Genomic DNA, 23,054 nt, shown 5'->3' with positions numbered 1-23,054 from the left:
GGGGCGCCGGGCGCCCCACCCGGGGTCAGCTCGCCGCGCGCTTGTACTTGCGGACGGCGAGGGTGCGGAAGACCGCGATGATCGCTATCGACCAGAGCAGGGACGCCAGCGCGGGGTGCCGCATCGGCCAGACGTCGGGGGCCTGGTAGTTGGGCGGGAGGTTCCCGAACAGCTCGCGGACGGCGAGCACGGTGGCGCTGAACGGGTTCCACTCGGCGACGGGTTGGAGCAGCGAGGGCATGTTCTCCGAGGGGACGAAGGCCACCGAGATGAAGGTCAGCGGGAAGAGCCAGACCAGCCCGCCGGAGGTGGCCGCCTCGGGGCTGCGGACGGACAGGCCGATCAGCGCGCCGATCCAGGTGAACGCGTACCCGAGCAGCAGCAACAGGCCGAACGCGGCGAGCGCGCTGACGATGCCGTCGTGGATGCGCCAGCCGACCAGCAGCGCGACCAACGACATCACCAGCAGGATCACCGCCGTCTGCACCAGGTCGGCGAAGGTGCGGCCGGTGAGCACCGCGCCGCGCGCCATGGGCAGCGAGCGGAAGCGGTCGATGATGCCCTTCTGCATGTCCTCGGCGATGCCGGCGCTGGCGCCGGCGACCGCGAAGGTGACCGTCTGGGCGAAGATGCCGCCCATCAGGAACTCGCGGTAGGCGCCCGCGTCCGTCCCCGCGCCGGGCAGGGTGATGGAGCCTCCGAAGATGTAGGAGAACATCACCACGAACATGATGGGCTGCACCAGCCCGAAGATGACCACCTCGGGGATGCGCAGCATCCGCAGCAGGTTGCGCTTGGCGACGACCATCGAGTCCCGCCAGCCCTGCCGGAACGAGACGCGGTCCCCCGCCCTGACGGTCGGCTGTGGGCTCGGCTCCTGAGCGGTGATGCTCACTTCTTCCCCTCCTTGTCGGCCGCCCCGTCGGCGGTCCCGGCCGCCGGCTCCTCGCCGTCCTCCGCGCCGTGCCCGGTGAGGGAGATGAACACGTCGTCCAGGGTGGGCCGGCGCAGCCCGATGTCGTCGATCTCCACGCCCTCGCCGTCCAGTTCGCGGATCACCTCGGCGAGCAGCTTGGCGCCGCCGGCCGCCGGGACGCTGAGCTTGCGCGTGTGCTCGGCCAGGGTGGTGTCACCGTCCCCGAGCCGGCGCAAGACCCGCTCGGCGACCGGGATGTGCTCGCGCGCGTGGACCACGACCTCCACCACGTCGCCGCCGGAGCGGCTCTTCAGCTCGTCCGATGTGCCCCGGGCGATGACCCGGCCGTGGTCCACCACCGCGATGGTGTCGGCCAGATGGTCGGCCTCCTCCAGATACTGCGTGGTGAGCAGCAGGGTGGTGCCGCCGGCGACCAGCTCCTCGATCACCGCCCAGAGGGCCATGCGGTTCCTCGGGTCGAGGCCGGTGGTCGGCTCGTCCATGAACATCACTGGCGGGCTGACCACCAGTGCCGCCGCCAGGTCGAGCCGGCGGCGCATCCCGCCGGAGTAGGTCTTGGCGGTGCGGTCGGCGGCGTCCGAGAGGTTGAACCGCTCCAGCAGCTCGTCCGCCCGACGGCGCGCGTCCCGCGAGGTCAGCTGGTAGAGCTGGCCGACCATCTGGAGGTTCTCCCGGCCGGTGAGGTAGTCGTCGACGGCGGCGAACTGGCCCGAGAGACCGATGGATCGGCGCACCAGCCCGGGGTGGGTGGTGACGTCGATGCCGGCGACCTCGGCCCGCCCGCTGTCCGGCCTGAGCAGGGTGGTGAGCACGCGCACGGCGGTGGTCTTGCCCGCCCCGTTGGGTCCGAGGAGGCCGAGCACCGACCCCTCGGGGACTTCGATGTCCACGCCGTCCAACGCGCGGACGTCGCCGAAGGTCTTCACCAGACCCTCGGCGTAGATGGCGGCTGGCATGTGCGCTCTCCTCTGTGGGACTCGGGATCAGAGTGGCCGGTGTGGTGTGGCCTCGCCAGTCTAGGCACACACGATGTATCGCGATAGTACTCAATGGAGTGCGACAGGGGCGCACGACCCTACTCCGCGCGCTCCTTGCGGAGCGCGCGGTTTTCCGGCGGGCGGCGCGGGCGGCGCGCCATGCGCGCCATGCGCGCCGTCGGCGGCGGGCGGGCGGCCGGCGCCAACGGGCCCGTCCGGGACGGGAGGTGACGGCGCGAAGCGCGCCGGCGGGGCGGGAAACGGCGGCGCGGGAATCGGCGGAAGGTGGTGCGGCGAGGACGGCGGAACGCCGGACGGTGGGGCGGGGGCGGCAGGAAGCGGGGCAGCGGGAAGCGGGGCAGAGGAACGCCGGACGGCGGGGCGGGGGGCGATGGCGGGGGCCCGGGGAGCGGGACGGCGACGGGCGATCGCGTGGGACGACAGCGAGGAACGGCGCGGCGGCGGGGGCGAGCCCGGCCGGCGACGGCCCGTCAGGAGAGGACGCCGTACCCGGCCTCGCGCAGCGCCACGACCACCTCGTCGCAGTGGCGCGGCCCCTTCGTCTCCAGCCACAGCTCGACCTCCGCCTCGCTCACGCCGAGCCGGGGGTCGGTCCTGACGTGGTTCACCGCCAGGACGTTGGCGTCGACCACCGACAACACCCCCAGCAGCGCGGCCAACGCGCCCGGGTGGTCCGGGAGTCGGAGCCGCAGCGAGAGGTAGCGCCCGGCGGCGGCCATGCCGTGGCGGAGCGTCCGTTCCAGCACCACCGGGTCCACGTTGCCCCCGGAGAGCACCGCGACGACCGGCCCATCGAACGCGCTCGGCTCGGCCAGCAGCGCCGCGACCGGCGCGGCACCGGCCGGCTCGACGACCAGCTTGGCCCGTTCCAGACAGTGCAGCAGCGCACCCGAGAGCGCGCTCTCGGAGACCGTCCGTACCTCGTCCACCAGCTCGGCGACCAGCTCGAACGGCACGTCTCCCGGGCGCCCGACGCGGATTCCGTCCGCCATGGTGGCCGCCCCTGGCAGCGAGAGCGGCCGGCCGGCGGCCAACGACCTGGGGTAGGCCGCCGCGCCCTCCGCCTGCACCCCGACGATCCGCACCTCGGGCCGCCGCGCCTTGATCGCCAGCGCCACGCCCGCCAGCAGCCCGCCGCCGCCCACGCTGACCACCACGGTCCGCGCCTCGGGGCACTGCTCCAGCACCTCAAGCCCCAACGTGCCCTGCCCCGCGACCACATCGGGGTGGTCGAAGGGGTGGATGAAGACCGCGCCGGTCTCCCTCGCGTAGGCGGTGGCGGCGGCCAGCGTCTCGTCGACGAGTTGCCCGACCAGCCGCACACCCGCCCCGTACTCGCGGGTCGCGGCGACCTTGGGCAGCGGGGCGCCGACCGGCATGAAGACGGTCGAGGTGACGCCCAGCAGCGAGGCGGCCAGGGCGACGCCCTGCGCGTGGTTGCCCGCGCTGGCCGCGACCACGCCCCGCGCCCGGTCCTCGGACGTCAGGGCCGCGATCCGGTTGTAGGCGCCGCGCAGCTTGAACGAGCCGGTGCGCTGGAGGTTCTCGCATTTCAACAGGACCGGGGAGCCGATCAGTTGACTGAGGTAACGGCTGCCTTCCAGGGCGGTCACCCGGGTGACCCCGGAGAGCGTCTTCTGGGCGGCGAGCACGTCCTCCAGGGTGGGCCGGCGGTGCGTGGGCATGGCACCAGTCTCGCAGGCGCCCCGCGCGCGGGCGCCCGGGGACGCGGCCGGCCGGGAACGGGGCCCGCGTGGACGACGCGGCCGGCCGGGAACGGGGCCGTCCCACGGCGGCTACCCTTGAGGGCCCGTCCACGCGCCCCCGTCCCGCTCCCGCTACCTCCCCAGACCGGACATGACGCCTGATCACACCCCTCCCCAGTCCCCGCCCCCGGCCGCGCCGGTCGCCCCGCCCGGCGGGCCCCGGGACGACGAGCTGCTCGACGCGTTCCAACACGAGGTGGCGGTCTTCGCCCGCAGGGCGGAGCAGACCCGGCTCGGCGGCCTCGGCCCCGCCCGCAACTCGATGGACCGCGCCGCCTATCTGCTGCTCAGCCGCCTCGACGTCGGCGGCCCGACCGGCGTCAAGGCGTTGGCCGCCGGCATGGGCATCGACTCGTCGACGGTGACCCGGCAGGTCGCGCCCCTGGTGGACGCGGGCCTGGTGCGCCGCGCCGCCGACCCGGAGGACGGGCGGGCGGTGCTGCTGCACCTGACCCCGCCCGGGCGGGAGCGGCTGGAGGAGGTGCGCGCCTCGCGGCGGGCGTTGATGGCGCTCCTCACGGAGGACTGGACCGAACAGGAGCGCGCGGACTTCCGCGCGCTCCTGGCGCGCTTCAACGCCTCGATCGCCCGCTTCCACGGCCGCCCCCTCGCGCCGGGGCCCTGAGCGGCCGGGGCCCGGGGCCGGGGAGACCGGCGCTCCGGGGTCAGACCGCCGCCAGCGCCTGCCCCAGGTCGGAGAGCAGGTCGTCGAGCGACTCGATGCCCACCGAGAGCCGGACCAGGTCCCCCGGCACCTCCAGCGCCGAGCCAGCCGCCGAGGCGTGCGTCATCCGCCCCGGGTGCTCGATCAACGACTCCACGCCGCCCAACGACTCGCCCAGCGTGAAGACTTCGGTCCGGTCGCAGAGCGCGACGGCCGCCTCCTCGCCCGCCGCCAGCCGGAACGACACCATCCCGCCGAAGTCCCGCATCTGCTTGCCCGCCGTCTCGTGCCCCGGGTGCGAGGGCAGCCCCGGGTAGCGCACGTCGGCGACCTTCGGGTGTGCGGCGAGCATCTCCGCGATCCGCGTCGCGTTGGCGCTGTGCCGGTCCATCCGCACCGCGAGCGTCTTGATCCCGCGCAGCACCAGCCAGCAGTCGAAGGGGCCGGCGATCGCGCCCATCGCGTTCTGGTGGAACGCCAACTCCTCGGCCAGCGCCAGGTCCGAGGTGACCAGCGCGCCGCCCACCACGTCGGAGTGGCCGCCCAGATACTTCGTCGTCGAGTGCACCACCACGTCGGCGCCCAGCGCCAGCGGCTGCTGGAGGTAGGGGCTCGCGAAGGTGTTGTCCACCACCAGGCGCGCGCCGGCGGCGTGCGCCAGGTCCGCGATCAGCGCGATGTCGGTGATGCCCAGCAGCGGGTTGGACGGGGTCTCCACCCACACCACCTTCGTCTCCGGGCGGATCGCCGCCCGCACCGACATCGGGTCCGAGGTGTCCGCCACCGACCAGGCCACGCCCCACCGTTCGACCACCTTGGCGACCAGCCGGAACGTGCCGCCGTACGCGTCGTTGGGGATCACCAGGTGGTCACCCGGCTTCAGCACCGTGCGCAGCAGGCAGTCCTCGGCGGCCAGCCCCGAGGCGTAGGCCAGCGCGCGGGAGCCGCCCTCCAGGGCGGCGAGGTTCTCCTCCAGCGCGGTGCGGGTCGGGTTGGCGGAGCGGCTGTACTCGTAGCCGCCGCGCAGCCCGCCGACGCCGTCCTGCTTGTAGGTGGACACCTGGTGGATGGGCGGGACCACGGCGCCGGTCAACGCGTCGGGCTCCTGCCCCGCGTGAATGGCCAACGTCTCGAAGCGCCGTCCCACAAACTGCTCGTTCATGGGCCCACGGTAGTGGCCTTACCGTGGAGTCAGGCACCAGGAACGCCCGTTCGCCGCGCCTTCGGGCCGGGCGACATAGGGTGTTCATGCCCCGCACACACTCCGCCGCCGCCGCGCCGCCCGCGCGGGAGCGCGGGAGCGTGTCGGCCGGACACGAAGCGACGAGGGGGAGCGACTCCGCCATGGAAGCCCTGATCCTGCTGATCGCCCTGACCGCCATCTTCGGCGTGCTGGTGCTGCCGGCGCTGCGCCGCCGCAGGGAACGGCAGGAGTTCGAACGGGCCGCCGCCCAGGCGGACGCCGCGACCGGACCGGCCGGGGCCGGGATCTCGCTGGGCAAGCCCGGGGACGCCGCCGAGGGCCCGAGGGCCGGGCTCGTTCCCGTCGACCAGCTGGACGTGCGGCTGCCGGGGCCCGACGACCCGCTGGTCGAGGCGTTGGACGAGGTCCGCGCCTCCGGCGACTGGCGGCCGGCCGGGCAGCTGCTGGCGATCACCGACGACAGCGAGCTGCGGTGGCAGCGCGTGCAGTCGCTGGCCGGCGCCGCCGCGATGGAGCTGGCCGGCTGGCGCGCGGCGGGCGGCACGCCCGACGACGGCCGCCCCGACGCGGGCTGGCTGCGCCGCTGGCGCGGCGAGGAGCCTCGCGACCCGGGCGGCGCCCAGGTGTACGCGCAGTTCCTGGTGTGGCAGGCGATGGCCGACCCCGGCGCCGCCGAGTACCGGATCATCCTGGAGGAGGCCCGCGCGGTCTGCGCCGAGGCCGCCGAGCTGGCCCCCGACGACCCGATCCCGCACATCGTGGAGCTGGCCATCGCGCGGGGTCTCGACTACGCGCGGGAGGAGTTCGACGCGGTCTGGCGGCGGGTGACCGAACGTGATCCGCAGCACATGGGCGGGCACCTGGCCGCGCTCCCCTATCTGTCGGAGAAGTGGCACGGCTCGCGCAAGGAGGCCGAGGGCTTCGCCGCGGCGGCCGCCGGCGCGGCGAAGCCGGGGAGCCTGCTGCCGGCGCTGCCGCTGTTCGCCGTCTACGACCACCTGCCCGACCTCCAGCACTCGCCTGGCATGTACCAGGGGGCGGTGGTGTCGGACGCGATCGAGGCGGCCCAGTTCGCGTTGCACCATGTGCGCGAGGACCACCCGGTGCAGCCGCACGTACACCATCTGTTGCTGTGTTTCCTGGTGCGGGCGGAGCGGTACCCGGAGGCGGCGGAACAGGTGCGGGCCATCGACGGTTATGTGGGGGCGATCCCCTGGGTCGACGGCGAGAACCCCGCGACCGAGTACGCGGCGTACCGGGCCATCGCCATCGCCGGCCGGTAGCCAGCCGGGCCGATCACGACCGAGGAGCGAGGAGAAACGAGGACATGCTGTACACCTTCAAGAACCGGCTGCCGACCAGCGACGAGGCCCTGCCGGGGCGCGACGCGAGCCCGTACCCGGTGCCCGAGACGCACACCGTGCTGGGGAACCCGCTGCTCGGCCCCTACCCGGAGGGCCTTGAGGTCGCCGACTTCGGCCTGGGCTGCTTCTGGGGCGCGGAGCGCCGCTTCTGGCAGACGCCCGGCGTGTGGACGACGCTCGCCGGCTACCAGGGTGGCCACACCGCTTACCCCACCTACGAGGAGGTGTGCGGCGGGATGACCGGACACACCGAGGCGGTGCGGGTGGTCTTCGACCCGGCGAAGGTCTCCTACGAGGAGATGCTGCGGGTCTTCTGGGAGTCGCACGACCCGACGCAGGGCTTCCGGCAGGGCAACGACGTGGGCACGCAGTACCGTTCGGCGATCTACACGCACTCGCCGGAGCAGGAGCGGATCGCGGAGCGCTCGCGCGAGGCGTACCAGAAGGTGCTCAGCGACTCGGGCTACGGTGAGATCACCACCGAACTCGCCCCGGCCGGCCCGCGCCCGTTCTATCCGGCTGAGGGGTACCACCAGCAGTACCTCGACAAGAACCCGGCGGGGTACTGCGGTCTGGGCGGCACGGGGCTGAGCTGCCCGGTGGGGGTGGCGAAGGCCTGACCGGCCACGGGGCGGCGGAAGCCACGGTTCGAGGGTGACGGGGCCGGCCCGTCACCCGTTCGGGGGGCCGGGGGTGGGTGCCGCCGGATACGCTGCCCGCAGCGAGCGGAATCCCACCCAGGGGAGACGCCATGACCACCTCCGTGCCGGAGCAGCCCCTCATTCCGTAGCCGCCCGCGACGGTGGCGGCGCTGCGGCAGGCCGTCGCGCGGATCGCGCCCGCCGCGTTGCCCTCGTTCGCCCGGGAGTTGGACCAGGCGGCCGACCAGGCGCGACTCGGCTCGGATCTGGCTCCGCTGAGACGCTTCGTCGCACGGTGGGCGGTCCATGCGCACATCCAGCGACAGCCTCACCTCGCCCGACGGCCGCGTCACCGGGAGGATGTCGCGGCCTCGGGGGACGCGGTGCGGGCCCGCGAGGCCGCGTCGGAGACCGGTCGCATCCTGGACGAGGCGCACGCCGCGCTGGCGTCGTCGTCCGGATCGTCCCGCCCTTCGAGCACCTGTGAAAGTTTCGGATCGGGTCAGGTGCCTGCCTGGCGAGGCTCACCGTGGTGATCGCCCCCCTGCTCTGCTCGTCGGTGAGGGGACTCTCCCAACACGCTCCGGACGATAGAGTGCAAAGCGGAATCCGGCGTGGCCTACCGGTGGGGGTGGGAACTCTTGTTACTCAGCGGGCGATCGACGCCTGGTCCCAGGAAGCCCGAGAGTGGGGCGCGGGTGGGGAGCGGGCTTCAGCCCCCGCCTCCCCCGGCCTCGTCGCTGCGCCGGAACGCGGTGTGGCACCTCTACGACGCCCCCCTCTATCGCGACTGGCTGTTCTGGATGACCGTCATCTGGGGAATGGCCATGGTGATCTCGTCTCCGTCAGACGAGACCGAGGAAATGCCGGTCTGGCTGAACACAGTTCTCGCGACCATCGCCATCATGGCGTGTCTCGGCGTTCTTCCCGCGTGGCTGCGCCTCGTGTTCCGGCGGTGGTGGTGGGCCCGACGCCACGGTGGGTCCGGTGCGCTCGCCTCTCCCCCGGCGCCCGCTCGGGACTGGAGCCGGGAGTCGTGGGCCGCGCCTTCGTCCGGCCAACGGCTCAACCGCCCACTGCGACCAGGGCAGGAGCCACTCACCGCGCCAGAGACGACCGTGTCCGGTGCGGGCCAGCCCCATGCGCCTTCGCCGACAGCGGGCACCGTGGCCGGCGAGGGCTCCGAGGCGAAGCCAGCAGGAGTGACGGATGACGCTCCGGCCGCGCCCCACGGGACACCGGTTCTCGAAAGTCCCCAGGTTTCGCGCGGCACACAGAACAGCCTCTCCGGGGTGGCCCACGGCCCCGTGTTGCAAGCAGAACAGTTCAATGCCCCCGTGACGATCAACTTCCAGTACTCCTCGGATGTACGGCCGGCACACCACGAGGAGAGGAAAGGGTCAGGACCAGGCGGACGGAAAGTCACTCCCAAGGTGCCGCGAACGGCCGGCGAACTTGTCGCACTGCTCGACCACCAGCCCCCGATGTGGGAGCACCTGGCCTGGGCCGGCCATTTGGCCATCGGAGTGAGAAAGCTGAATCCCAAGTGGCTGGACCACAGGATGGGATACCCGGGCCGCGGGCAGATCTTCACGTCTGCGGAGGCAGCCGTCGACCATGCGGAGAACGCCCTCCACTACATGATCGACATCGTGGAACAGATCGACTACTGGCTCTCCCCGCAGATGCGGGAACTGGCCTTCGGAAGGCCAGGAAGCTCCGGGGATGCCGCCGTGATCGAGCACACGGCCCATCGACTTCTTGGCGTCTACGAAGGATGCATGGACTGGGCGATCGACCTCCGTTCGGCCAGACCACCGGCCGCCCTGTCGCGACTGTTCCAGTTGGCTGCCGACCACGCGAACAACCCGGTGCGCGCATTCCGCGACTTCGTCGAACTCACGGTCTCGGAGTTCGACAAGTTCTCCGCAGTGGACTGGTACGCCCAAGAAACCAACATCGAGGTCTCGCTGCCCTTCACGATCACCGGTGACGCGGAACTCTCGCGCCAGTTCGCGGCGGAGCGCAGTCGCGTTCTGGCGTCCCTCCGCCGAGGATAGAAGGCCGAACTCGGGCGCCGCTGGGAGGGGTTGGAGTCACTCCGCCGCGTTGCGGAGGACCCTGCCGCGAGCGAGTTGGACCTCCGGCGAGCGCTTGATGCGATACGCGAGGAGTTCGGTATCGAGACGCGCCGCGCGAGTGCGACCGTTCTGATCGGGCATCCGGCACCGCATCCCGAGGTGAGTGAAACGGAGATCAGCGACACGTTCCGTCGGCTGAACTCCCATGTGAACCGCGTCGAGGTGGTGACCTACAAGGAACTCATCGACAACGCCGCGCGCGCCATGAACGGCCCGACCCGACGGGCGCCCCGGACTCGGCCCGCGCAGGACGGGCCCGGCTCGGCGCCGCTCGCACCCGAGCCGCGTCCGTGACGGGTCACCCACCTCCGGCCGAAAAGGTGGTGGTGTGGGGGGTTGGGGGCGGGTAGGGAAGGGGCTGGGGCCGTTTGGTCCCTCGGTGTCGTGAGCGGACCGCGTGCCGTGAACGGGCCACCGCCGTCGAGGACTTGAGGAAGCGCCGACGATGCTGACCGACCTGACCCACCGCCTGCCCACTCCCGAGGAGGCGTTACCCGGACGTTCCGAGCCGATGTTCACCATCCCCGAGCGGCACCGCGTGCTCGGCACTCCGGTGCTCGGGCCCTACCCGGAGGGCTTCGAGATCGCGGAGTTCGCGATGGGCTGCTTCTGGGGCGCGGAGCGGCGCTTCTGGCGAACGGAGGGGGTGTGGACCACGGTGACCGGCTTCCAGGGCGGCACGACGCGGCACCCCATCAGCGACGAGGTCGCCTCCGGCCGCACCGGCCACGCCGAGACCGTGCGCGCGGTGTTCGACCCGGCGAAGGTGTCCTACCGGACCCTGCTGCGCGTGTTCTGGGAGGGCCACGACCCGACCCAGGGGATGCGGCAGGGCAACGACATCGGCACCCACTGCCGTTCGCTGGTCTTCCACCGCTCCCCCGCCCAGCGCGAGGCGGCCGAGGAGACCCGGGAGACGTACCAGAAGATCCTCACCGAGGCCGGATACGGCCCCATCACCACGGAGATCGTGGCCGAGGCGGACTTCCCGTTCTACCCGGCCGAGGAACGGCACCAGCAGTACCTCGACCGCAACCCGCGCGGCTACTGCGGCCTCGGCGGCACGGGCCTGGCCTGCCCCGTCGACTAGACCACCACCCGCCACGAGCGCACCGCTGAGCCCCCGGTGTCCGTCCGCCTCCTTCGGCGGACGCGAACCGGGGGCTCACGCGTGCGCGGGGGCGCCGCTCTGCCTCCGGCAGATCTGCTGGAGGGCGAGACGGGGGACGCGGGGCGGGGTGGGGGCGCAGGGTGGGTGGGGTGGACGGCGTTCCCGATGGGGGCGCCGGAGGCAGTGGAGGAGGAGTGTGATGACGCCACCGGTCACCGCGGCCGAGGGGGAGACCCAGGCGACGCGGTTCGACGACGATCTGAACGCGCGGCTGTTGACGCAGCGGATCGTGTTCCTGGGGACGCAGGTGGACGAGGTCTCCGCCAACCGGGTCTGCGCGCAGCTGCTGTTGCTGTCCGCCGAGGACCCCCGCAACGACATCCGGCTCTACGTCAACAGCCCGGGCGGCTCGGTCACGGCGGGGCTCGCGATCTATGACGTGATGCGGCTCATCCCCAACGACGTGGCCACGTTGGTGATGGGGTTCGCGGGCAGCATGGGCCAGTTCCTGCTGACGGTGGGCGCGCCGGGCAAGCGGTACGCGCTGCCCAACGCGCGGATCATGATGCACCAGCCGTCCGCCGGGATCGGCGGTTCGACGGCGGACATCGCGATCCAGGCGGAGAACCTGGAGTTCACCAAGCGGACGATCGAGCGGATCACCGCCGAGCACACCGGCCAGAGCGTGGAGACCATCGCGCGGGACGGGGACCGGGACCGCTGGTTCACGGCCGAGGAGGCCAGGGAGTACGGGATGATCGACCGGGTGGTGACCTCGCTCGCCGACGTCCGCCCGGACTCGCAGCGCAGGACGGGGTTCTGAGATGGGTCAGTACACGATTCCCACGGTGGTCGAGCGCACCCCGAACGGTGAGCGGGCCTTCGACATCTACAGCCGGCTGCTGTCGGACCGGGTGATCTTCCTGGGCACGGAGATCGACGACGGGGTGGCCAACGTGGTCATCGCGCAGCTGCTCCACCTGGAGTCGGTGAGCCCCGACCGGGAGATCTCGATCTACCTCAACTCCCCCGGCGGCTCGCCCACCTCGCTGATGGCGATCTACGACACGATGTCGTTCATCAACGCGCCGATCGCGACGTACTGCGTGGGCCAGGCCGCCTCGTCGGCCGCCGTGCTGCTGGCGGCAGGGGAGCAGGGGCGGCGGGCCGTGTTGGACCACGCGCGGGTGCTGCTGGGCCAGCCGGTCAGCGGCGGGCGGCAGGGCACGGTGGCCGATCTGGCCATCCAGGCCAAGGAGATGCTGCGCATCAGGGGCCAGATGGAGGAGGTGCTCGCCCACCACACCGGCCACGACGTGGCGAAGCTCCGCGCCGACATGGACCGCGACCGGGTGTTCACGGCGCGGGAGGCCGTGGAGTACGGCCTGGCCGACCATGTGCTGAGCCGCAGGCAACGCCCGGCGTAGCGCGGGCGCCCGGCGCCGGGTTCGGCCGGTCAGGCCGCGAGCAGCACCGCGCCGCCGCCGAGCGGCGGGGCGGTGCCGGCCGCGCGGTGGCACGGGTCGAACAGGGAGGTGGCGCGCCCGTCGGCCGGCTCCTCGGCGGCGGGTTGGTCCGCCGGCCGCTCCGCTGGCGCGGGCGCGTCGCCCAACGGCGCGTCGCTGACGGCGCGTTCGGGCGCCTCCGGCACGAGGCCGGTCCCCAGCGCGAGGCCGGTCTCCGGCGCGAGCCGTGCGTGGGCCAGGGCCAACAGGTCGGCGAGCCGCAGCCCGAGGGCCTGCGCGGCCGCCGCCAGCACCTCGGACGACGCCTCCTTGCGGCCCCGCTCCACCTCGGAGAGATACGGCATCGAGATCCGCGCGTCCTCGGCGACGTCCTTCAACGTCCGCCCGCGCGCGAGGCGTTCGCGGCGGAGCACCTCGCCCACCACGTGCCGCCAGAGCGGCTCGCGGACCCGGCCCGGGGCGGGCACCGGGCGCAGAAAGCCGATCCCGTGCCGTGCTCCGGCGGCGGAACGGTCGCGGACGCGGGCTGGTTCTGGCGCTTGGCTGCTGCTCACCCTCCCAGGGTAGGAGCGGGAGCCGGAGGAGGAACGGTGCGAACGTTCCGCCCCCCGCGAAACCCGGCGCCGCCCGGCCCGGGACGACGAACGGCGTGACGGCGCCGCGTTGTCGGCGTGTCTCGGAACGATCCGGGCGGGGGCCGGGTCCCGTCGCCCCAGCCGTCCCACCGGAACCGTTCGCACCATCGTCCCCAGCGGCACCATGGGCCCTCGCCACGAAAACCGGGAAACAACAGGGCACAGAAGGAGAAACGGCCGTCCAGGGTACCCACCGGCTTTACGCCATTCCGCATGTGCTCGTTCGTTGAGGTTGTTCGCAGGGGATGTGCCGCCCACTGGCCGCGCTCAGGACCGTATGCGAGAGTGGATGCCCCTTGGTCACAGGGAGGGGCTACGGTGACGCAGTACGACACGCTTGCCGCACGACTCGCCGATATCGAGAAGGCCATCGGATTCCTCCGCGAAAACCTGGAGTTCCCCTCGTTCCTGCGCGCCCTGGGACCGGTGCGCGGAAAACGGGTCCTCGACGTGGGCTGCGGTGACGGCCACTATGCGCGGATGGTGGCCGAGTTGGGCGCCGAGCAGGTGGTGGGGACGGACTCATCGGCCGAGATGATCCGGTTGGCCGAGGCCGCCGACGAGGCGCGGCCGCTGGGGATCGACTACCAGGTGCACGATGTGGCGACGATGCCGGAGCTGGGCCCGTTCGACCTGGTCATCGCCGTGAACGTGCTCCACTACGCGGACAGTAGGACGACGTTGGACGCCATGTGTCGGCGGATCGGCTCCCAGCTGGCGCCCGGTGGCAGGCTCCTCGCCTATGTCGGGAACGCGCGGTGCGAGCCGGAGGTGGTGCGGGACTTCGGTTTCCTCGTGGACCGCCCGGCGCACCTCGGCGAGGGAGATCCCTACACGATCACCATTCCCGTGACTCCGCCCGCCTCGTTGCGCGTGCACCACTGGCTCCCGGAAACCCTCGAACGGGCCGTGGAATCCGCCGGATTCACCCGGGTCACCTGGGAGGAAATGGTGTGCTCCGACTCTTCGGGCGCCGATGACGCCCGTCTGGAGCGGCTGTTGAAGAGCCCGCCGAGTCTTCTTCTCAGCGCCCACAGGGAATAACCCGAAACGCTTCACCGGCAGCCGCTCGGGCCGTCGCGTTCATTCCGGAGAAAAAAGGGGGAACGGGTGCGCACCATGCAGTTGTGGAAGTCCGGTCTTGGGCTTCTCCTCGACCGTAGGGCGGAGTTCGGGAAGCCGATGGTCTTCCGTCTCGACCGCCCCTTCGACATCGATCCGGCCGGCCAGCGGGTGCTCGACATCGAGGCGATGGCCCAGTGTGTGCGCGACGCCGCTGGCGCCCTGCACGCGGCGGGAGTTCGCCGTGGCGACCGGTTCGCGGTGTACAAGGACAACCATCTCGACTGCCTCCTGCTCGCCGCCGCCGGGATCAGGATCGGCGCGGTTCCCGTCATGCTGTCGGGTCTGCTCCCCACCGACCCGGCGCTGGCGCTGCTGCGGCGGACCGAGCCGAAGCTGCTGGTCAGCAACCGGAGGCTGCTGTCCAGGGAGGGGAACGGCGGGGAGTCGCTGACCTCCTTCGCGGAGCGCACCGTGTCGCTCGACGGGGGCGTGCCGGGCGCGACGCCCTTCGCCGAGCTGTACGGGAGCGCCGATCCGGCCCCGGACCCGCGCCCCGACGACGAACTGATGATGCTCACCCACACGTCGGGAACGACGGGCGTGCCGAAGTTGATCATGTACACCCCGGAGAAGCTCCAGGGGCAGATGGCCCGGCTGGAGTGCCGCCATCTGCCGCCGATCACGTTCCGGCGGAACGACACGGTGGCCATGTTCTGCCCGTATGTGCACGCCCGCGCGTTCACCTGGATCTACTCGGTGCTGACCCTGGCGCCGACCAAGGTCCTGGTGATGAGCGAGAGCGATCCCCAGGTCGTCGGGCCGCTCTTCGAGCGGCACCGGCCCACGGTGATCGAGGCGTTGCCGATCGACTACGCCCGTCTGGAAGGGCTCGCCGACGACCGGCGGAGCCGGGCCTTCGCCTCGGTGCGGATGTTCGTGGGCAACTTCGACGCGGTGCGCTGGCCGATCATCCGCACCTTCCTCAACGCGTCCCGCCACCGGTTCCCCGTGTGGCGGGAGGGCTACGGGCAGTCGGAGACCGGTGGCATGGGGATGACGTTCATCTCGCGCCGCACCGCGAACCGGCGGCGCGACGAGCTGCCTGGGCCACGGAAGGTCGGGCGGCCGATGCCCGGGTTCACCCAGCTGAAGGTCGTGGACCCGAAGACGTTCGCGCCGGTGCCCGACGGCCGGCCGGGGCTGGTCCTGGCGCGCACCAGGGCGCGGTGCGTCGGCTACTACGGCGAGCCCGAACGCTGGGAGGAGAAGGTCAGGGGCGAGTGGTGGAACACCGGTGACATCGGCATCAGAAGCAGGACCGGCAGCCTGCGGCTCCTCGACCGGGAGGTCAACCACGTCCCCGGCATGAGCTGCCTGGAACAGGAGGACATCCTCGTCGACCGCCTGCCGAAGGGGCACGACGTGGCCCTGCTGACGGTGCCCGACGGGCCGCCGGTTCCCGTCGTCGCCACGCCCGACGGCACGCTCGACGAGGCGAGCTGGGCCGGGGCGACGCGTGGGCTGCCCGCGCTGGCGAAGCCGGTCGTGATCGCGTCCGACGCCATGCCGCGCACCGGCACCGGGAAGATCGTCCGGGAGGAGCTGCGGCGGCGCCACCTCGGGGAGACCGAGCCTCCCGGCAGCGGTCGGTGGACCTGATGGCGGCCCACGGGGACGCGACCGGCGGCGCGGACCGGAACGGGCCGGGTGCCGCGAACCGGCCGCGATTACACCGGCGTTCGTTTGTCGTCGAGCCGTTCTCGGAGGCGTGTGGCGCGGTCTGGGAGCTGCGGCAGCACGTGGTGTTCGGGGTGAGCCCGGGGAACAGCTACTTCAACGAGGCGCGGCTGGCCGTCCTGCTCGACTGGCTCCGCGCGGAGTTCGCCCGCGTCGACGTCGTCGTGCCGGACTCCGCGCTGGAGCACACCTATCTGGCCCTCGACTACGACGCGCGGCGCGCGGCGAGAAAGGCGCGCGCCGAGACCAACGTGCTCCACAACCGCGTCACCCGGGCCTGGGACAGCGTCGGCGGGCGGCGGGCCGGCGACGGCCTGCACCGGATGTCGGAGCTGGTGCCCCATCCCGTCTACCGGGAGCGGCTGGTGGAGTGCGAGGAGGCGCTGGCCGAGGACGAGGTCCTGTGGGACACCTGCGCGGAGATGAGCCGGGAGGTGCTGACGCTCAAGGGGTTCGAGGGGCCGTTCACCACCGAGCGCCTGCGGCGGGCCGTGCGGTATCTCCTCGCCGAGCTGCCGTTCTTCCTGGCCTCGGCGGAGATCTTCGGCGCGCCGACCTCGCTGAACTTCTACCATCGGCCGCTGCCGCTGGCGGAGTTGGTCTTCTCCGGCAAGTCCCTGCTCCGGCCGGGGCCCGGGCAGGGCTACGCCACGGTCCGGCCCGTCCAGTCCGCCTGACGCCGCGCGCCGTCAGTCGGCGCGCAGCGCCCGGAGCATCCGGCGCAGCGCGGCCGTGGTGGCGGCCAGGTCCTCGGGCCCGGAGGCGGCGGAGGCCAGCCAGAGCGCCGCCTCGTTCATCGCCCCGGACAGCAGGTGAACGAGCGGCGCGACGGGCTGCGGGGCTATGCGGCCCGCCTCGACCAGGGCGGTCAGCGCCTCGCCGAGGTGGCGCGCGGAGGCGGCCTCGTCCATCGCGCGCCACTCGGCCCAGCCGAGCACGGCCGGGCCGTCCACCAGCATGACGCGCTCCGTGCCGGGTGCCGTGGCGGCGGCCAGGAACTCCTCGCAGCCGGCGACCAGTTGCTCCCAGGCGTCCGCCTTGGCCTCCGCTGCGGCCGCCACCCGCTCGCCGACCTGCCGTTGCACCTCGGCGAGGACGGCCCGGAAGAGGTCGGCCTTGCCGCCCGGGAAGTGGTGGTAGAGCGCGCCCTTGGTCACCCCGGCCGCGCTGACCAGCTCCGCCAACCCGACGGCGGCGTAGCCGCGTTCGGCGAAGAGCCGCTCCGCCTCCCGCAGCAGCGCCCGCCGGGTCTGCTCCCGTTGCCGCGCCCGAACGCCCGGCTCCTCCATCGCGCACTCCCCTCGCTGACGTTCCCCCTCGTTGACATACCGATGGTACGCCCCTAGCCTGCTTCACATACCGACGGTATGCGAAAGGGTTCATCATGCGTCTGACCAGCCTCTATCCGGTGATCTGCACGGCAAGGCTCGCCGAGTCCCACGCGTTCTACACGCGGCTGCTGGGCTTCGAGACCACCTTCGAGGCGGACTGGTACGTCAGCCTGCGCCATCCGGCGGGCGCCGGGCACGAGTTGGCGCTGCTGGACCACACCCACCCGACGCTGCCCGAGGCGTACCGGGCGCCGGCGAGGGGGCTGTTGCTCAACTTCGAGGTCGAGGACGTGGACGCGGAGTGGCAACGGCTGGTGGTCACCGAGGGGCTCAAGCCCGTTCTGGAGCTGCGCAGCGAGGACTTCGGGCAGCGGCACTTCATCGTGGCCGACCCCAACGACGTGCTGGTCGACGTCATCACGCCCATCCCGCCCAGCGGGGAGTTCGCCGAGAACTACGCCCGGTGAACCTCCCGCCGGCCAGACGCGCGTTCGCCCCGCCGGCCGTGACCCGGGCCGGCGGGGCGAACGGTCAACAGGCGGTGGCTCAGCCGAAGTTCACGTCCGAGCAGATGTAGTAGGACTGGTCCGAGTGCGAGGCCTGCCAGATCGTGTACACGATGTGGTGGCCGCTGCGGCCCGGCGCCGAGACGTCGACCAGCATGTGGGAGCTGGGCGCGACGCGGTCGGTCTCGGCGAGCAACTCCAGGTCGCCCCAGCCGAGTTCGTCGGTGGTCGGGTCGAAGCCCTGCTTGGTCACATAGACCAGCAGGTAGTCGGCCCCGTGCAGGGCCTGGTCGTGCAGGTCGACGGTGAAGTTGGTGCCGACGTTCGCCGTCTTCCAGTTGCCCGGGGTGTCCATGGCCGCGTAGCGGCCGTCGCCGGTGAGGCCCGCGCTGCACAGCTGGCCGTCGGGGATGGCGCCCTGGTGGTCGCCGGCGACGCCCTCGCGGTACAGGCCGTTCCAGTTCCACATGGCGTTGGTGTCGGTCTGCCAGGCGGCCCAGCACATCGGGTCCTCCTGCTCCATGGCCGGGTTCTGGAAGTCGTCGCCCCAGCGTTCCCAACAGCCGTAGTTGCGCGAGGGCGGGTCGATCACGGAGCCGTGCGCGGAGGCGCCGCCGGCCCAGGGCACCAGCAGCAGCATCGCCACGGCCGAGACCAGTCCCACCACGCGCGCGGTCCAACGGCGCCCGGCGCGGGCTCCGCCGGCGCCGCCTCCGCCTCGTTCTCGGTTCATCCTCGGTCGCCACCTTCCGTCGTGGGGGGTGTCAAGTCACGGGAGCGCTCCCATAGTTGACCTGCCCGTTACCCGTGGACATGTCAGCGAAACCGGCGGCGCGGAGTTCGACACGTTCGCGAACGACTTCGACGATCGGCAAACGATTTCGGCGCTCCGACGAGGTCAGAGGCGCTGCGCGCCGGGGCGTCCGGCGACGACCTCGAAGGCGGCGACCGTCTGGATTCCGGAGCCGGGAACGGTGACCATCGGCGTCACCCGGTAACGCGCCGTGAGCGCCTGCGGGGTGGCCTCCACGACGGTGTAACCGCGCTGCGCGCTGTGCCACTTGAGGTGCGGGTTGACCCCGCCGGTCATCCACGCCGCGCCGATCTCGTCGGTCGGGGCGCCGTCCTTGCCGGAGCTGATCGAGGTGCCGGCGAACTCGGTCGCCACCACCGGGGCGTTCTCGTCCGCGAAGTCCAGCGTGAGATCGGCGACCACGGCGCGGTGGATGTCGCCCGTGACGACCACCGGGTTGGCGACGTTCCGCTCCCACAGGCCGGTCAGCAGCCGGTCGCGGGCGGCGGTGTAGCCGTCCCACATGTCGAGGCCCGAGGCGTGGACGAACGGGTCCGGGTTCTGGTCGACCTGGGCGACCAGGGTCTGGTTGGCGAACACGTTCCAGGTGGCGCCCGAGCGGCCGGCGCCGTCCAGCAGCCACCGTTCCTGCTCGGCGCCGAGGATGGTGCGCTCGGGCGCCGAACGCTCCACGTCGCAGTCGGACTTGATGCCGTCGCCACAGACCTGGTCGTCGCGGTGCGAGCGGGTGTCCAGGACGTGCAGGTCCAGCAGCCGGCCGAAGGCCAGCCGCCGGTACATCCGGGCCTCGGCGCCGTTGGGTCGCTGCGGGAGCCGCAGCGGGAGGTGCTCGTAGTACGCCTGGAACGCGGCCGCCTTGCGGGCCCGCCACGCCTCCGGGTCCTGGTCGGGGTAGCCGTCGGTGTCCAACTGGGCGAAGTCCCCGGCCCAGTTGTTCTCGACCTCGTGGTCGTCCCAGGTCAACACCCAGGGGAACGCCTGGTGCGCGGCCTGGAGGTCGGAGTCGAGGCGGGTGAGGGCGTGCCGGTTGCGGTAGTCGACCAGCGTCAACGTCTCGCGCTGGAACGACGCGTCGAGGGTGACGCCGCGCACCCCGCCGGTCTCGCCGACGCCGTACTCGTAGAGGTAGTCGCCCAGGTGCAGCACCAGGTCCAGGTCCTCGGCCGCCATGTGGCGGTAGGCGGTGTAGAAGCCCTCGTACCAGCACTGGCAGGAGGCGAACGCGAAGGTGAGCGCGGCCGGGTCGGTGGGCGCGGTGCGGGTGCGGCCCACCGGGCTGAGGTCGCCGCCGGCGCGGAACCGGTAGAAGTACTCCCGTCCCGGGGCGAGTCCGGTGACCTCGGCGTGGACGGAGTGGGCGAGTTCGGGCGTGGCCTGCTCCACGCCCCGGCGGACGCCTCGGGTGAAACGTTCGTCCTCGGCGATCTCCCACTCCACGGCCACCGTGCGCTCCGGCATCCCGCCCCGGCCGTCGAGCGCCAGCGGGTCGGGCGCCAGCCGGGTCCACAGCACCACGCCGTCCGGCAGCGGGTCGCCGGAGGCGACGCCGAAGGCGAACGGGTCGCCGGCGAACCGGGGCGCCGCCCAGGCGGTGCCGGCGCTGAAACCCGCCGCGTGCAGGGCGATTCCGCCGAGGGAGGCGCCGGCCAGGCCGAGGAGACGACGTCGCGTGAGGTCCATCAAGAGGTTCGCCCGTCTGTGCAGGGAGTGCTGACGAGGCGCCACCCTTCTGCCCTGCGGGCGGATTTCGACGGAGACTCGCCCGACACTCACCGCCCCGGCGGGATGGCGGGCGGGCCGGCGGGCCGACTTCATCGACGCGAAGTGAAGCCCTGGCCGGCGGTTTGCCCGCGCTTGACCAGGGCTGGAGCGGCCCGGGGTTCTCTGGGGTGCCGGCGAGTTCCGGTGGGTTCCGGCGGGCGCCTCAGGCGGGGAGGTTCGCGCGCAGCTTGGCGGCGAGTCCTGAGGCGTCGTAGTCCTCGGGGACACCGGGCAGGAAGATCAGGTCACCGGGGATGTGGCGGGTGCGCAGCGGAAGGATCTCCTGGTAGGCGTCGGAGGCGTACCAGGCGCGGGCGGCGTCCAGGTCGGGGAACGCGACCATTACCACGTCGCCCTCCCAGGCCCCCTCGACGACCTCGACCTGCTGCGCGCCGTGGATCAGGAACCGGCCGCCGTAGGGCGCGAAGGTGCCCTGGATGCGCTCGAGGTACGTGATGACGTCGGGGTGTGGCTCGGTGGGCAGCAGCCGGGCGAGGGCGTAGGCGGTCATGGTGGCCTCCTGGACTGGTCGTTCGCCGGGTCTCCCCGGGTGGTCCCGGGGTCGCTCCCCCGGACATGGCCCCATCCTGCGGGTGGCGGGCCCGAGGTGTCGATGACCTCCCAGGTCATGGCCGGCGTCGGGGACTGGGCGACGTCGGGAACTGGGGCTCTGGCCGGGTGGGTGCGGGTGGTGTGTTGGGTGCGGGGTTTGTCTGCGGGTCGGTGGCCGGTGCGGGGCAGCCCGACTGATCGTTTGTTGGTCGACGAGACTCGTTGTGAGGGGTTGGGGTTCTGGCGCGGGCCACGACGCCGGGCCTACATGGCGCACGACCGGCCGGGGGCGGGCGTAACGAATGCCGGCAGGAGGCTGGCTGGGAAGGGGGGCGCGGCTTCCGGGAGGTGGGGTTTGTTGCCGCCAGGGGTGGTCGGGAATGGCGACCGTGCCTCCGGGCGCAGGGACCGCGCCGAGTTCGAAGGCCGGCCGGCGGCTGGGGGCGTGCGTAGCGCGCACCGGCTTCGCCGGCCTGCCCCGGCATGTCGTCCGTCTCTGACCTGGCCGATCGTCGGACGTCTGGCGGGGGCGGTGCTGGCGGTTCGGGCAGGTGGGCGGTGTCGTTGGGTGTCCCGTCAACGACCACGCTGCCGCGCGAACATCGCCTGCCGGTGGGATAGTCCGCGCGTCGTCGACTCCCGAAGGCGGGCGCGCGGGGGGGCCAGGGTTTGCCGGCCGGGGCCCGGTTGGGCGGGCCCCGGCGAAGCGTCGTTGGTCAGCTGAAGGCGGCCTCGGGTCGGTCGGCGTTGACCAGGAGGGGGAGTCGGCGGCGTTGTCCGGCGGCGATGATGGCGTACTGGTACAGCGCGGGCGGTTCGTGCAGCTCCCGCATGGGCACCCAACTCGCGCCTTCGGCCGGGTCGTTGTCCGGCACCTCCGGCAACACCCCGCCATCCAGCACATAGGAGAACCCGTTCAACTCCCCCTCTTCGTCCGTCGTCGGCGTCTCGGCGAGGGAACGGTCGCATCCGGTCTGCTGCATCAGCACCTCCCGCGCGGCCAGGATCACGCACCGCCCCTGCGGCACGGTGCCGTGCGGCAGCACCCACCCGTCGTCCATCCCCTCCCGCTTCCCCCGCACCATCAACACGTGGTTCGACGCCGTGGTCGCCAACACGTGAAAGGTGAACGGAACCGAGGAACGGACAATCGTCGTACGCATGAAGAACCCTTGCCTTTGTCGATGAGTTGACTTGCTGAACTTGCGTGGTTGTTGGTCAGTAGTTCAGGGCCGGCAGCAGGCCGGACAGCGCCGTCAGCAGGCACATCAGCCCGACGAACGCCGGCCCCAACACCCCGCCGGCGTCCGGCGGTTGCTCCGGACCGGTCTCGTGCGGGCGGGGCACCACCCGCCAGTGCCGCTCCGTCCGCGCCAGAAACAACGTGTGCTCCGGGTACTCGGCCGTGTGTTGGATCGACCACACCGCCACCGGCAGCTCGTCGTCGTCGAACAGCGGCGAACGCGCCTCACAGCTCATGCACTCCGCGCCGTAGATGCCGTCGGGCACCCCGGGCCCCCGCTCCGCTACCAGCACCCAGTCCGCACCCCGAACAATCTCGGTCATCCCCCGCCCCTCCCCTTCGTCTCCGTTGGTTGATACGCGTCGGCCAGCCGCCGCAGCCGCCGCCCGAACACGGTCCGCGCTGTGCGGTACCGGGCCTTCCACCCCGACTCCGCGAAGTCCCAGACCATCGCGTGCAGTTGATCCAGACACCCACCACAGGCATAGAGCGGGGCGTGCGCCCCCACCGTCGAAACCGCCCCGATCCACACCACGGCCGTCACCTGGTGGCCGCAGAAGAACCAACACGGCCCGACCACCCAGGAGTTGGCCCCCCACCGCCCCGGCAGCGGAAGCATGAACTCCCACCCGGAATCGGCCGCCGTCATCCGCCCTGCCCCTCCGGGACGGCGCCCCAGCAGGCGAACCACACGACCTTCCCCAACCGGCAGGACCCGCCGCTGCGGAACGGCATCGGCATGAACCCGAACCCGTCCGCCATCTCCCGCAGCAGCCATAGCCCCCGCCCCGCCTCCGCACACCACTCCGGCGTCCGCAACACGGGCAGCTCCTTCGACTCGTCGAAGACCTGCACCACGACATCGCCCCCCACCCGCACCAGCCGCAGACAACACCGGTGGTTCACGGTGTGCTTGACCACGTTCGCGAGCAGTTCGCTGACCCCCAACCGCGCCAACTCGACGGCCTCCCGCGAGGCGTCCCAGCCGTGGAGCGTTACCCCGACCCGGTGACGCCACCGCTCGATCTCGGTGGTGCGGACCGTTAACGACCAGCTGTGGTCGTACTGGCCGGAAGCGGGCCGACGTACGGGAACGAGCATGAGAACACCTCCAAGGC

At 72.2% G+C, this 23,054-nt stretch carries 24 protein-coding genes and 2 pseudogenes; 13 read left to right on the top strand and 13 right to left on the bottom strand.

Features of this window, described 5'->3' with window-relative positions; translation table 11 throughout:
- Window positions 1–25: 25 nt before the first annotated feature.
- From EBN88_RS08485 to ilvA, 3 genes are all read right to left on the bottom strand, one after another.
- Window positions 26–895 carry an ABC transporter permease gene (locus EBN88_RS08485; RefSeq protein ID WP_407703386.1) on the bottom strand — a complete coding sequence of 290 codons (870 nt, stop codon included), beginning with the start codon at window positions 893–895 and terminating at the stop codon, window positions 26–28.
- Entirely contained in the window at window positions 892–1,893 is a 1,002-nt protein-coding gene (locus tag EBN88_RS08480) for an ATP-binding cassette domain-containing protein (RefSeq protein WP_122183182.1), read from the bottom strand. The genes EBN88_RS08485 and EBN88_RS08480 overlap by 4 nt, the downstream gene beginning before the upstream one ends.
- 512 nt (window positions 1,894–2,405) lie before the next feature.
- Window positions 2,406–3,620, bottom strand: a complete 1,215-nt coding sequence (gene ilvA, locus EBN88_RS08470; RefSeq protein WP_122183181.1) for a threonine ammonia-lyase — start codon at window positions 3,618–3,620, stop codon at window positions 2,406–2,408.
- A 172-nt stretch (window positions 3,621–3,792) separates the two neighbouring features.
- Here ilvA and EBN88_RS08465 point away from each other — a divergent pair, with 172 nt between their 5' ends.
- On the top strand, window positions 3,793–4,326 hold the full coding sequence (locus tag EBN88_RS08465; protein ID WP_122183180.1) for a MarR family winged helix-turn-helix transcriptional regulator: 534 nt from the start codon (window positions 3,793–3,795) through the stop codon (window positions 4,324–4,326).
- A gap of 40 nt (window positions 4,327–4,366) precedes the next feature.
- Here EBN88_RS08465 and EBN88_RS08460 read toward each other — a convergent pair whose 3' ends face one another.
- Window positions 4,367–5,527, bottom strand: a complete 1,161-nt coding sequence (locus EBN88_RS08460; protein WP_122183179.1) for a cystathionine gamma-synthase — start codon at window positions 5,525–5,527, stop codon at window positions 4,367–4,369.
- A 182-nt stretch (window positions 5,528–5,709) separates the two neighbouring features.
- Between EBN88_RS08460 and EBN88_RS08455 the strand changes: the two genes are divergently transcribed.
- The 8 genes and pseudogenes from EBN88_RS08455 (at window position 5,710) to EBN88_RS08420 (ending at window position 12,253) form a co-directional block, all read left to right on the top strand.
- A complete protein-coding gene (locus EBN88_RS08455) occupies window positions 5,710–6,852 on the top strand; it encodes a hypothetical protein (protein ID WP_122183178.1) in 1,143 nt (380 codons plus the stop codon).
- Between the two features lie 44 nt (window positions 6,853–6,896).
- On the top strand, window positions 6,897–7,553 hold the full coding sequence (msrA, locus tag EBN88_RS08450; protein WP_122183177.1) for a peptide-methionine (S)-S-oxide reductase MsrA: 657 nt from the start codon (window positions 6,897–6,899) through the stop codon (window positions 7,551–7,553).
- A gap of 182 nt (window positions 7,554–7,735) precedes the next feature.
- Window positions 7,736–8,032 (top strand): annotated as a pseudogene (locus EBN88_RS31690) (DUF6247 family protein); the annotation flags it as partial.
- Window positions 8,033–8,329: 297 nt separating this feature from the next.
- Window positions 8,330–9,634, top strand: coding sequence for a hypothetical protein (locus tag EBN88_RS30185; RefSeq protein ID WP_147472682.1), 1,305 nt, complete (start codon window positions 8,330–8,332; stop codon window positions 9,632–9,634).
- A 75-nt stretch (window positions 9,635–9,709) separates the two neighbouring features.
- On the top strand, window positions 9,710–10,009 hold the full coding sequence (locus tag EBN88_RS30180; protein WP_147472681.1) for a Shedu immune nuclease family protein: 300 nt from the start codon (window positions 9,710–9,712) through the stop codon (window positions 10,007–10,009).
- Between the two features lie 151 nt (window positions 10,010–10,160).
- The gene (gene msrA, locus EBN88_RS08430) at window positions 10,161–10,805 is read left to right on the top strand and encodes a peptide-methionine (S)-S-oxide reductase MsrA (protein WP_122183174.1); all 645 of its coding nucleotides are present in this window, start codon (window positions 10,161–10,163) and stop codon (window positions 10,803–10,805) included.
- A 220-nt stretch (window positions 10,806–11,025) separates the two neighbouring features.
- Window positions 11,026–11,649, top strand: coding sequence for a ClpP family protease (locus tag EBN88_RS08425; protein WP_122183173.1), 624 nt, complete (start codon window positions 11,026–11,028; stop codon window positions 11,647–11,649).
- A gap of 1 nt (window position 11,650) precedes the next feature.
- On the top strand, window positions 11,651–12,253 hold the full coding sequence (locus EBN88_RS08420; RefSeq protein WP_122183172.1) for a ClpP family protease: 603 nt from the start codon (window positions 11,651–11,653) through the stop codon (window positions 12,251–12,253).
- A gap of 227 nt (window positions 12,254–12,480) precedes the next feature.
- On the opposite strand, the pseudogene EBN88_RS08415 reads toward EBN88_RS08420, so the two are convergent.
- Window positions 12,481–12,846, bottom strand: a pseudogene (locus EBN88_RS08415) (helix-turn-helix domain-containing protein); the annotation flags it as partial.
- Between the two features lie 399 nt (window positions 12,847–13,245).
- On the opposite strand from EBN88_RS08415, the gene EBN88_RS08410 reads away from it, so the two are divergent.
- The 3 genes from EBN88_RS08410 (at window position 13,246) to EBN88_RS08400 (ending at window position 16,406) form a co-directional block, all read left to right on the top strand.
- Window positions 13,246–13,971: a class I SAM-dependent methyltransferase gene (locus tag EBN88_RS08410; protein ID WP_158621337.1), complete on the top strand. Its 726-nt coding sequence runs from the start codon at window positions 13,246–13,248 to the stop codon at window positions 13,969–13,971.
- Window positions 13,972–14,046: 75 nt separating this feature from the next.
- Window positions 14,047–15,651 (top strand): class I adenylate-forming enzyme family protein, encoded by a 1,605-nt coding sequence (locus tag EBN88_RS08405; protein ID WP_199742297.1) that lies wholly within the window; start codon window positions 14,047–14,049, stop codon window positions 15,649–15,651.
- Window positions 15,651–16,406, top strand: a complete 756-nt coding sequence (locus tag EBN88_RS08400; RefSeq protein WP_122183186.1) for a tRNA-dependent cyclodipeptide synthase — start codon at window positions 15,651–15,653, stop codon at window positions 16,404–16,406. Before EBN88_RS08405 ends, EBN88_RS08400 begins: the two co-directional genes overlap by 1 nt.
- Before the next feature lie 12 nt (window positions 16,407–16,418).
- Here the strand turns inward: EBN88_RS08400 and EBN88_RS08395 are convergent, their stop codons facing one another.
- A complete protein-coding gene (locus EBN88_RS08395) occupies window positions 16,419–17,018 on the bottom strand; it encodes a TetR/AcrR family transcriptional regulator (RefSeq protein ID WP_122183169.1) in 600 nt (199 codons plus the stop codon).
- Window positions 17,019–17,113: 95 nt separating this feature from the next.
- Here EBN88_RS08395 and EBN88_RS08390 point away from each other — a divergent pair, with 95 nt between their 5' ends.
- A complete protein-coding gene (locus EBN88_RS08390; RefSeq protein WP_122183168.1) occupies window positions 17,114–17,527 on the top strand; it encodes a VOC family protein in 414 nt (137 codons plus the stop codon).
- A gap of 79 nt (window positions 17,528–17,606) precedes the next feature.
- On the opposite strand, the gene EBN88_RS08385 is transcribed toward EBN88_RS08390, so the two are convergent.
- The 7 genes from EBN88_RS08385 to EBN88_RS08355 form a co-directional block, all read right to left on the bottom strand.
- The gene (locus EBN88_RS08385; RefSeq protein ID WP_407703387.1) at window positions 17,607–18,206 is read right to left on the bottom strand and encodes a lytic polysaccharide monooxygenase auxiliary activity family 9 protein; all 600 of its coding nucleotides are present in this window, start codon (window positions 18,204–18,206) and stop codon (window positions 17,607–17,609) included.
- 258 nt (window positions 18,207–18,464) lie between these two features.
- On the bottom strand, window positions 18,465–20,060 hold the full coding sequence (locus tag EBN88_RS08380; protein ID WP_122183166.1) for an alkaline phosphatase D family protein: 1,596 nt from the start codon (window positions 20,058–20,060) through the stop codon (window positions 18,465–18,467).
- A 244-nt stretch (window positions 20,061–20,304) separates the two neighbouring features.
- Entirely contained in the window at window positions 20,305–20,652 is a 348-nt protein-coding gene (locus EBN88_RS08375) for a DUF1330 domain-containing protein (RefSeq protein ID WP_122183165.1), read from the bottom strand.
- A gap of 757 nt (window positions 20,653–21,409) precedes the next feature.
- Window positions 21,410–21,856: a hypothetical protein gene (locus EBN88_RS08370; protein ID WP_147472680.1), complete on the bottom strand. Its 447-nt coding sequence runs from the start codon at window positions 21,854–21,856 to the stop codon at window positions 21,410–21,412.
- Between the two features lie 55 nt (window positions 21,857–21,911).
- Complete coding sequence (locus EBN88_RS08365) at window positions 21,912–22,259, bottom strand: DUF7848 domain-containing protein (protein WP_122183163.1); 348 nt, start codon at window positions 22,257–22,259, stop codon at window positions 21,912–21,914.
- Window positions 22,256–22,585 carry a hypothetical protein gene (locus EBN88_RS08360; protein WP_122183162.1) on the bottom strand — a complete coding sequence of 110 codons (330 nt, stop codon included), beginning with the start codon at window positions 22,583–22,585 and terminating at the stop codon, window positions 22,256–22,258. The genes EBN88_RS08365 and EBN88_RS08360 overlap by 4 nt, the downstream gene beginning before the upstream one ends.
- On the bottom strand, window positions 22,582–23,037 hold the full coding sequence (locus tag EBN88_RS08355) for an ATP-binding protein (RefSeq protein WP_122183161.1): 456 nt from the start codon (window positions 23,035–23,037) through the stop codon (window positions 22,582–22,584). Before EBN88_RS08355 ends, EBN88_RS08360 begins: the two co-directional genes overlap by 4 nt.
- Between the last annotated feature and the right edge of the window lie 17 nt (window positions 23,038–23,054).

This window comes from Streptomyces triticirhizae, assembly GCF_003696235.1.
Classification (GTDB): domain Bacteria; phylum Actinomycetota; class Actinomycetes; order Streptomycetales; family Streptomycetaceae; genus Streptomyces; species Streptomyces triticirhizae.
Note: the sequence above shows the minus strand (reverse complement) of the source record. Positions and strands in the feature narration are given on the sequence as shown.

Excerpts from the sequence above, each read along its gene's own strand:
- EBN88_RS08390 (WP_122183168.1), top strand. The coding sequence starts at position 17,114 with ATGCGTCTGACCAGCCTCTATCCGGTGATCTGCACGGCAAGGCTCGCC.
- EBN88_RS08465 (WP_122183180.1), top strand. The coding sequence starts at position 3,793 with ATGACGCCTGATCACACCCCTCCCCAGTCCCCGCCCCCGGCCGCGCCG.
- EBN88_RS08460 (WP_122183179.1), bottom strand. The coding sequence starts at position 5,527 with ATGAACGAGCAGTTTGTGGGACGGCGCTTCGAGACGTTGGCCATTCAC.
- EBN88_RS08405 (WP_199742297.1), top strand. The coding sequence starts at position 14,047 with ATGCAGTTGTGGAAGTCCGGTCTTGGGCTTCTCCTCGACCGTAGGGCG.
- EBN88_RS08375 (WP_122183165.1), bottom strand. The coding sequence starts at position 20,652 with ATGACCGCCTACGCCCTCGCCCGGCTGCTGCCCACCGAGCCACACCCC.
- ilvA (WP_122183181.1), bottom strand. The coding sequence starts at position 3,620 with ATGCCCACGCACCGCCGGCCCACCCTGGAGGACGTGCTCGCCGCCCAG.
- EBN88_RS08385 (WP_407703387.1), bottom strand. The coding sequence starts at position 18,206 with ATGCTGCTGCTGGTGCCCTGGGCCGGCGGCGCCTCCGCGCACGGCTCC.
- EBN88_RS08425 (WP_122183173.1), top strand. The coding sequence starts at position 11,026 with ATGACGCCACCGGTCACCGCGGCCGAGGGGGAGACCCAGGCGACGCGG.
- EBN88_RS08395 (WP_122183169.1), bottom strand. The coding sequence starts at position 17,018 with ATGGAGGAGCCGGGCGTTCGGGCGCGGCAACGGGAGCAGACCCGGCGG.
- EBN88_RS08365 (WP_122183163.1), bottom strand. The coding sequence starts at position 22,259 with ATGACCGAGATTGTTCGGGGTGCGGACTGGGTGCTGGTAGCGGAGCGG.
- EBN88_RS08370 (WP_147472680.1), bottom strand. The coding sequence starts at position 21,856 with ATGCGTACGACGATTGTCCGTTCCTCGGTTCCGTTCACCTTTCACGTG.
- EBN88_RS08400 (WP_122183186.1), top strand. The coding sequence starts at position 15,651 with ATGGCGGCCCACGGGGACGCGACCGGCGGCGCGGACCGGAACGGGCCG.
- EBN88_RS08380 (WP_122183166.1), bottom strand. The coding sequence starts at position 20,060 with ATGGACCTCACGCGACGTCGTCTCCTCGGCCTGGCCGGCGCCTCCCTC.
- EBN88_RS08355 (WP_122183161.1), bottom strand. The coding sequence starts at position 23,037 with ATGCTCGTTCCCGTACGTCGGCCCGCTTCCGGCCAGTACGACCACAGC.
- EBN88_RS08480 (WP_122183182.1), bottom strand. The coding sequence starts at position 1,893 with ATGCCAGCCGCCATCTACGCCGAGGGTCTGGTGAAGACCTTCGGCGAC.
- msrA (WP_122183177.1), top strand. The coding sequence starts at position 6,897 with ATGCTGTACACCTTCAAGAACCGGCTGCCGACCAGCGACGAGGCCCTG.
- EBN88_RS08420 (WP_122183172.1), top strand. The coding sequence starts at position 11,651 with ATGGGTCAGTACACGATTCCCACGGTGGTCGAGCGCACCCCGAACGGT.
- EBN88_RS08455 (WP_122183178.1), top strand. The coding sequence starts at position 5,710 with ATGGAAGCCCTGATCCTGCTGATCGCCCTGACCGCCATCTTCGGCGTG.
- msrA (WP_122183174.1), top strand. The coding sequence starts at position 10,161 with ATGCTGACCGACCTGACCCACCGCCTGCCCACTCCCGAGGAGGCGTTA.
- EBN88_RS08360 (WP_122183162.1), bottom strand. The coding sequence starts at position 22,585 with ATGACGGCGGCCGATTCCGGGTGGGAGTTCATGCTTCCGCTGCCGGGG.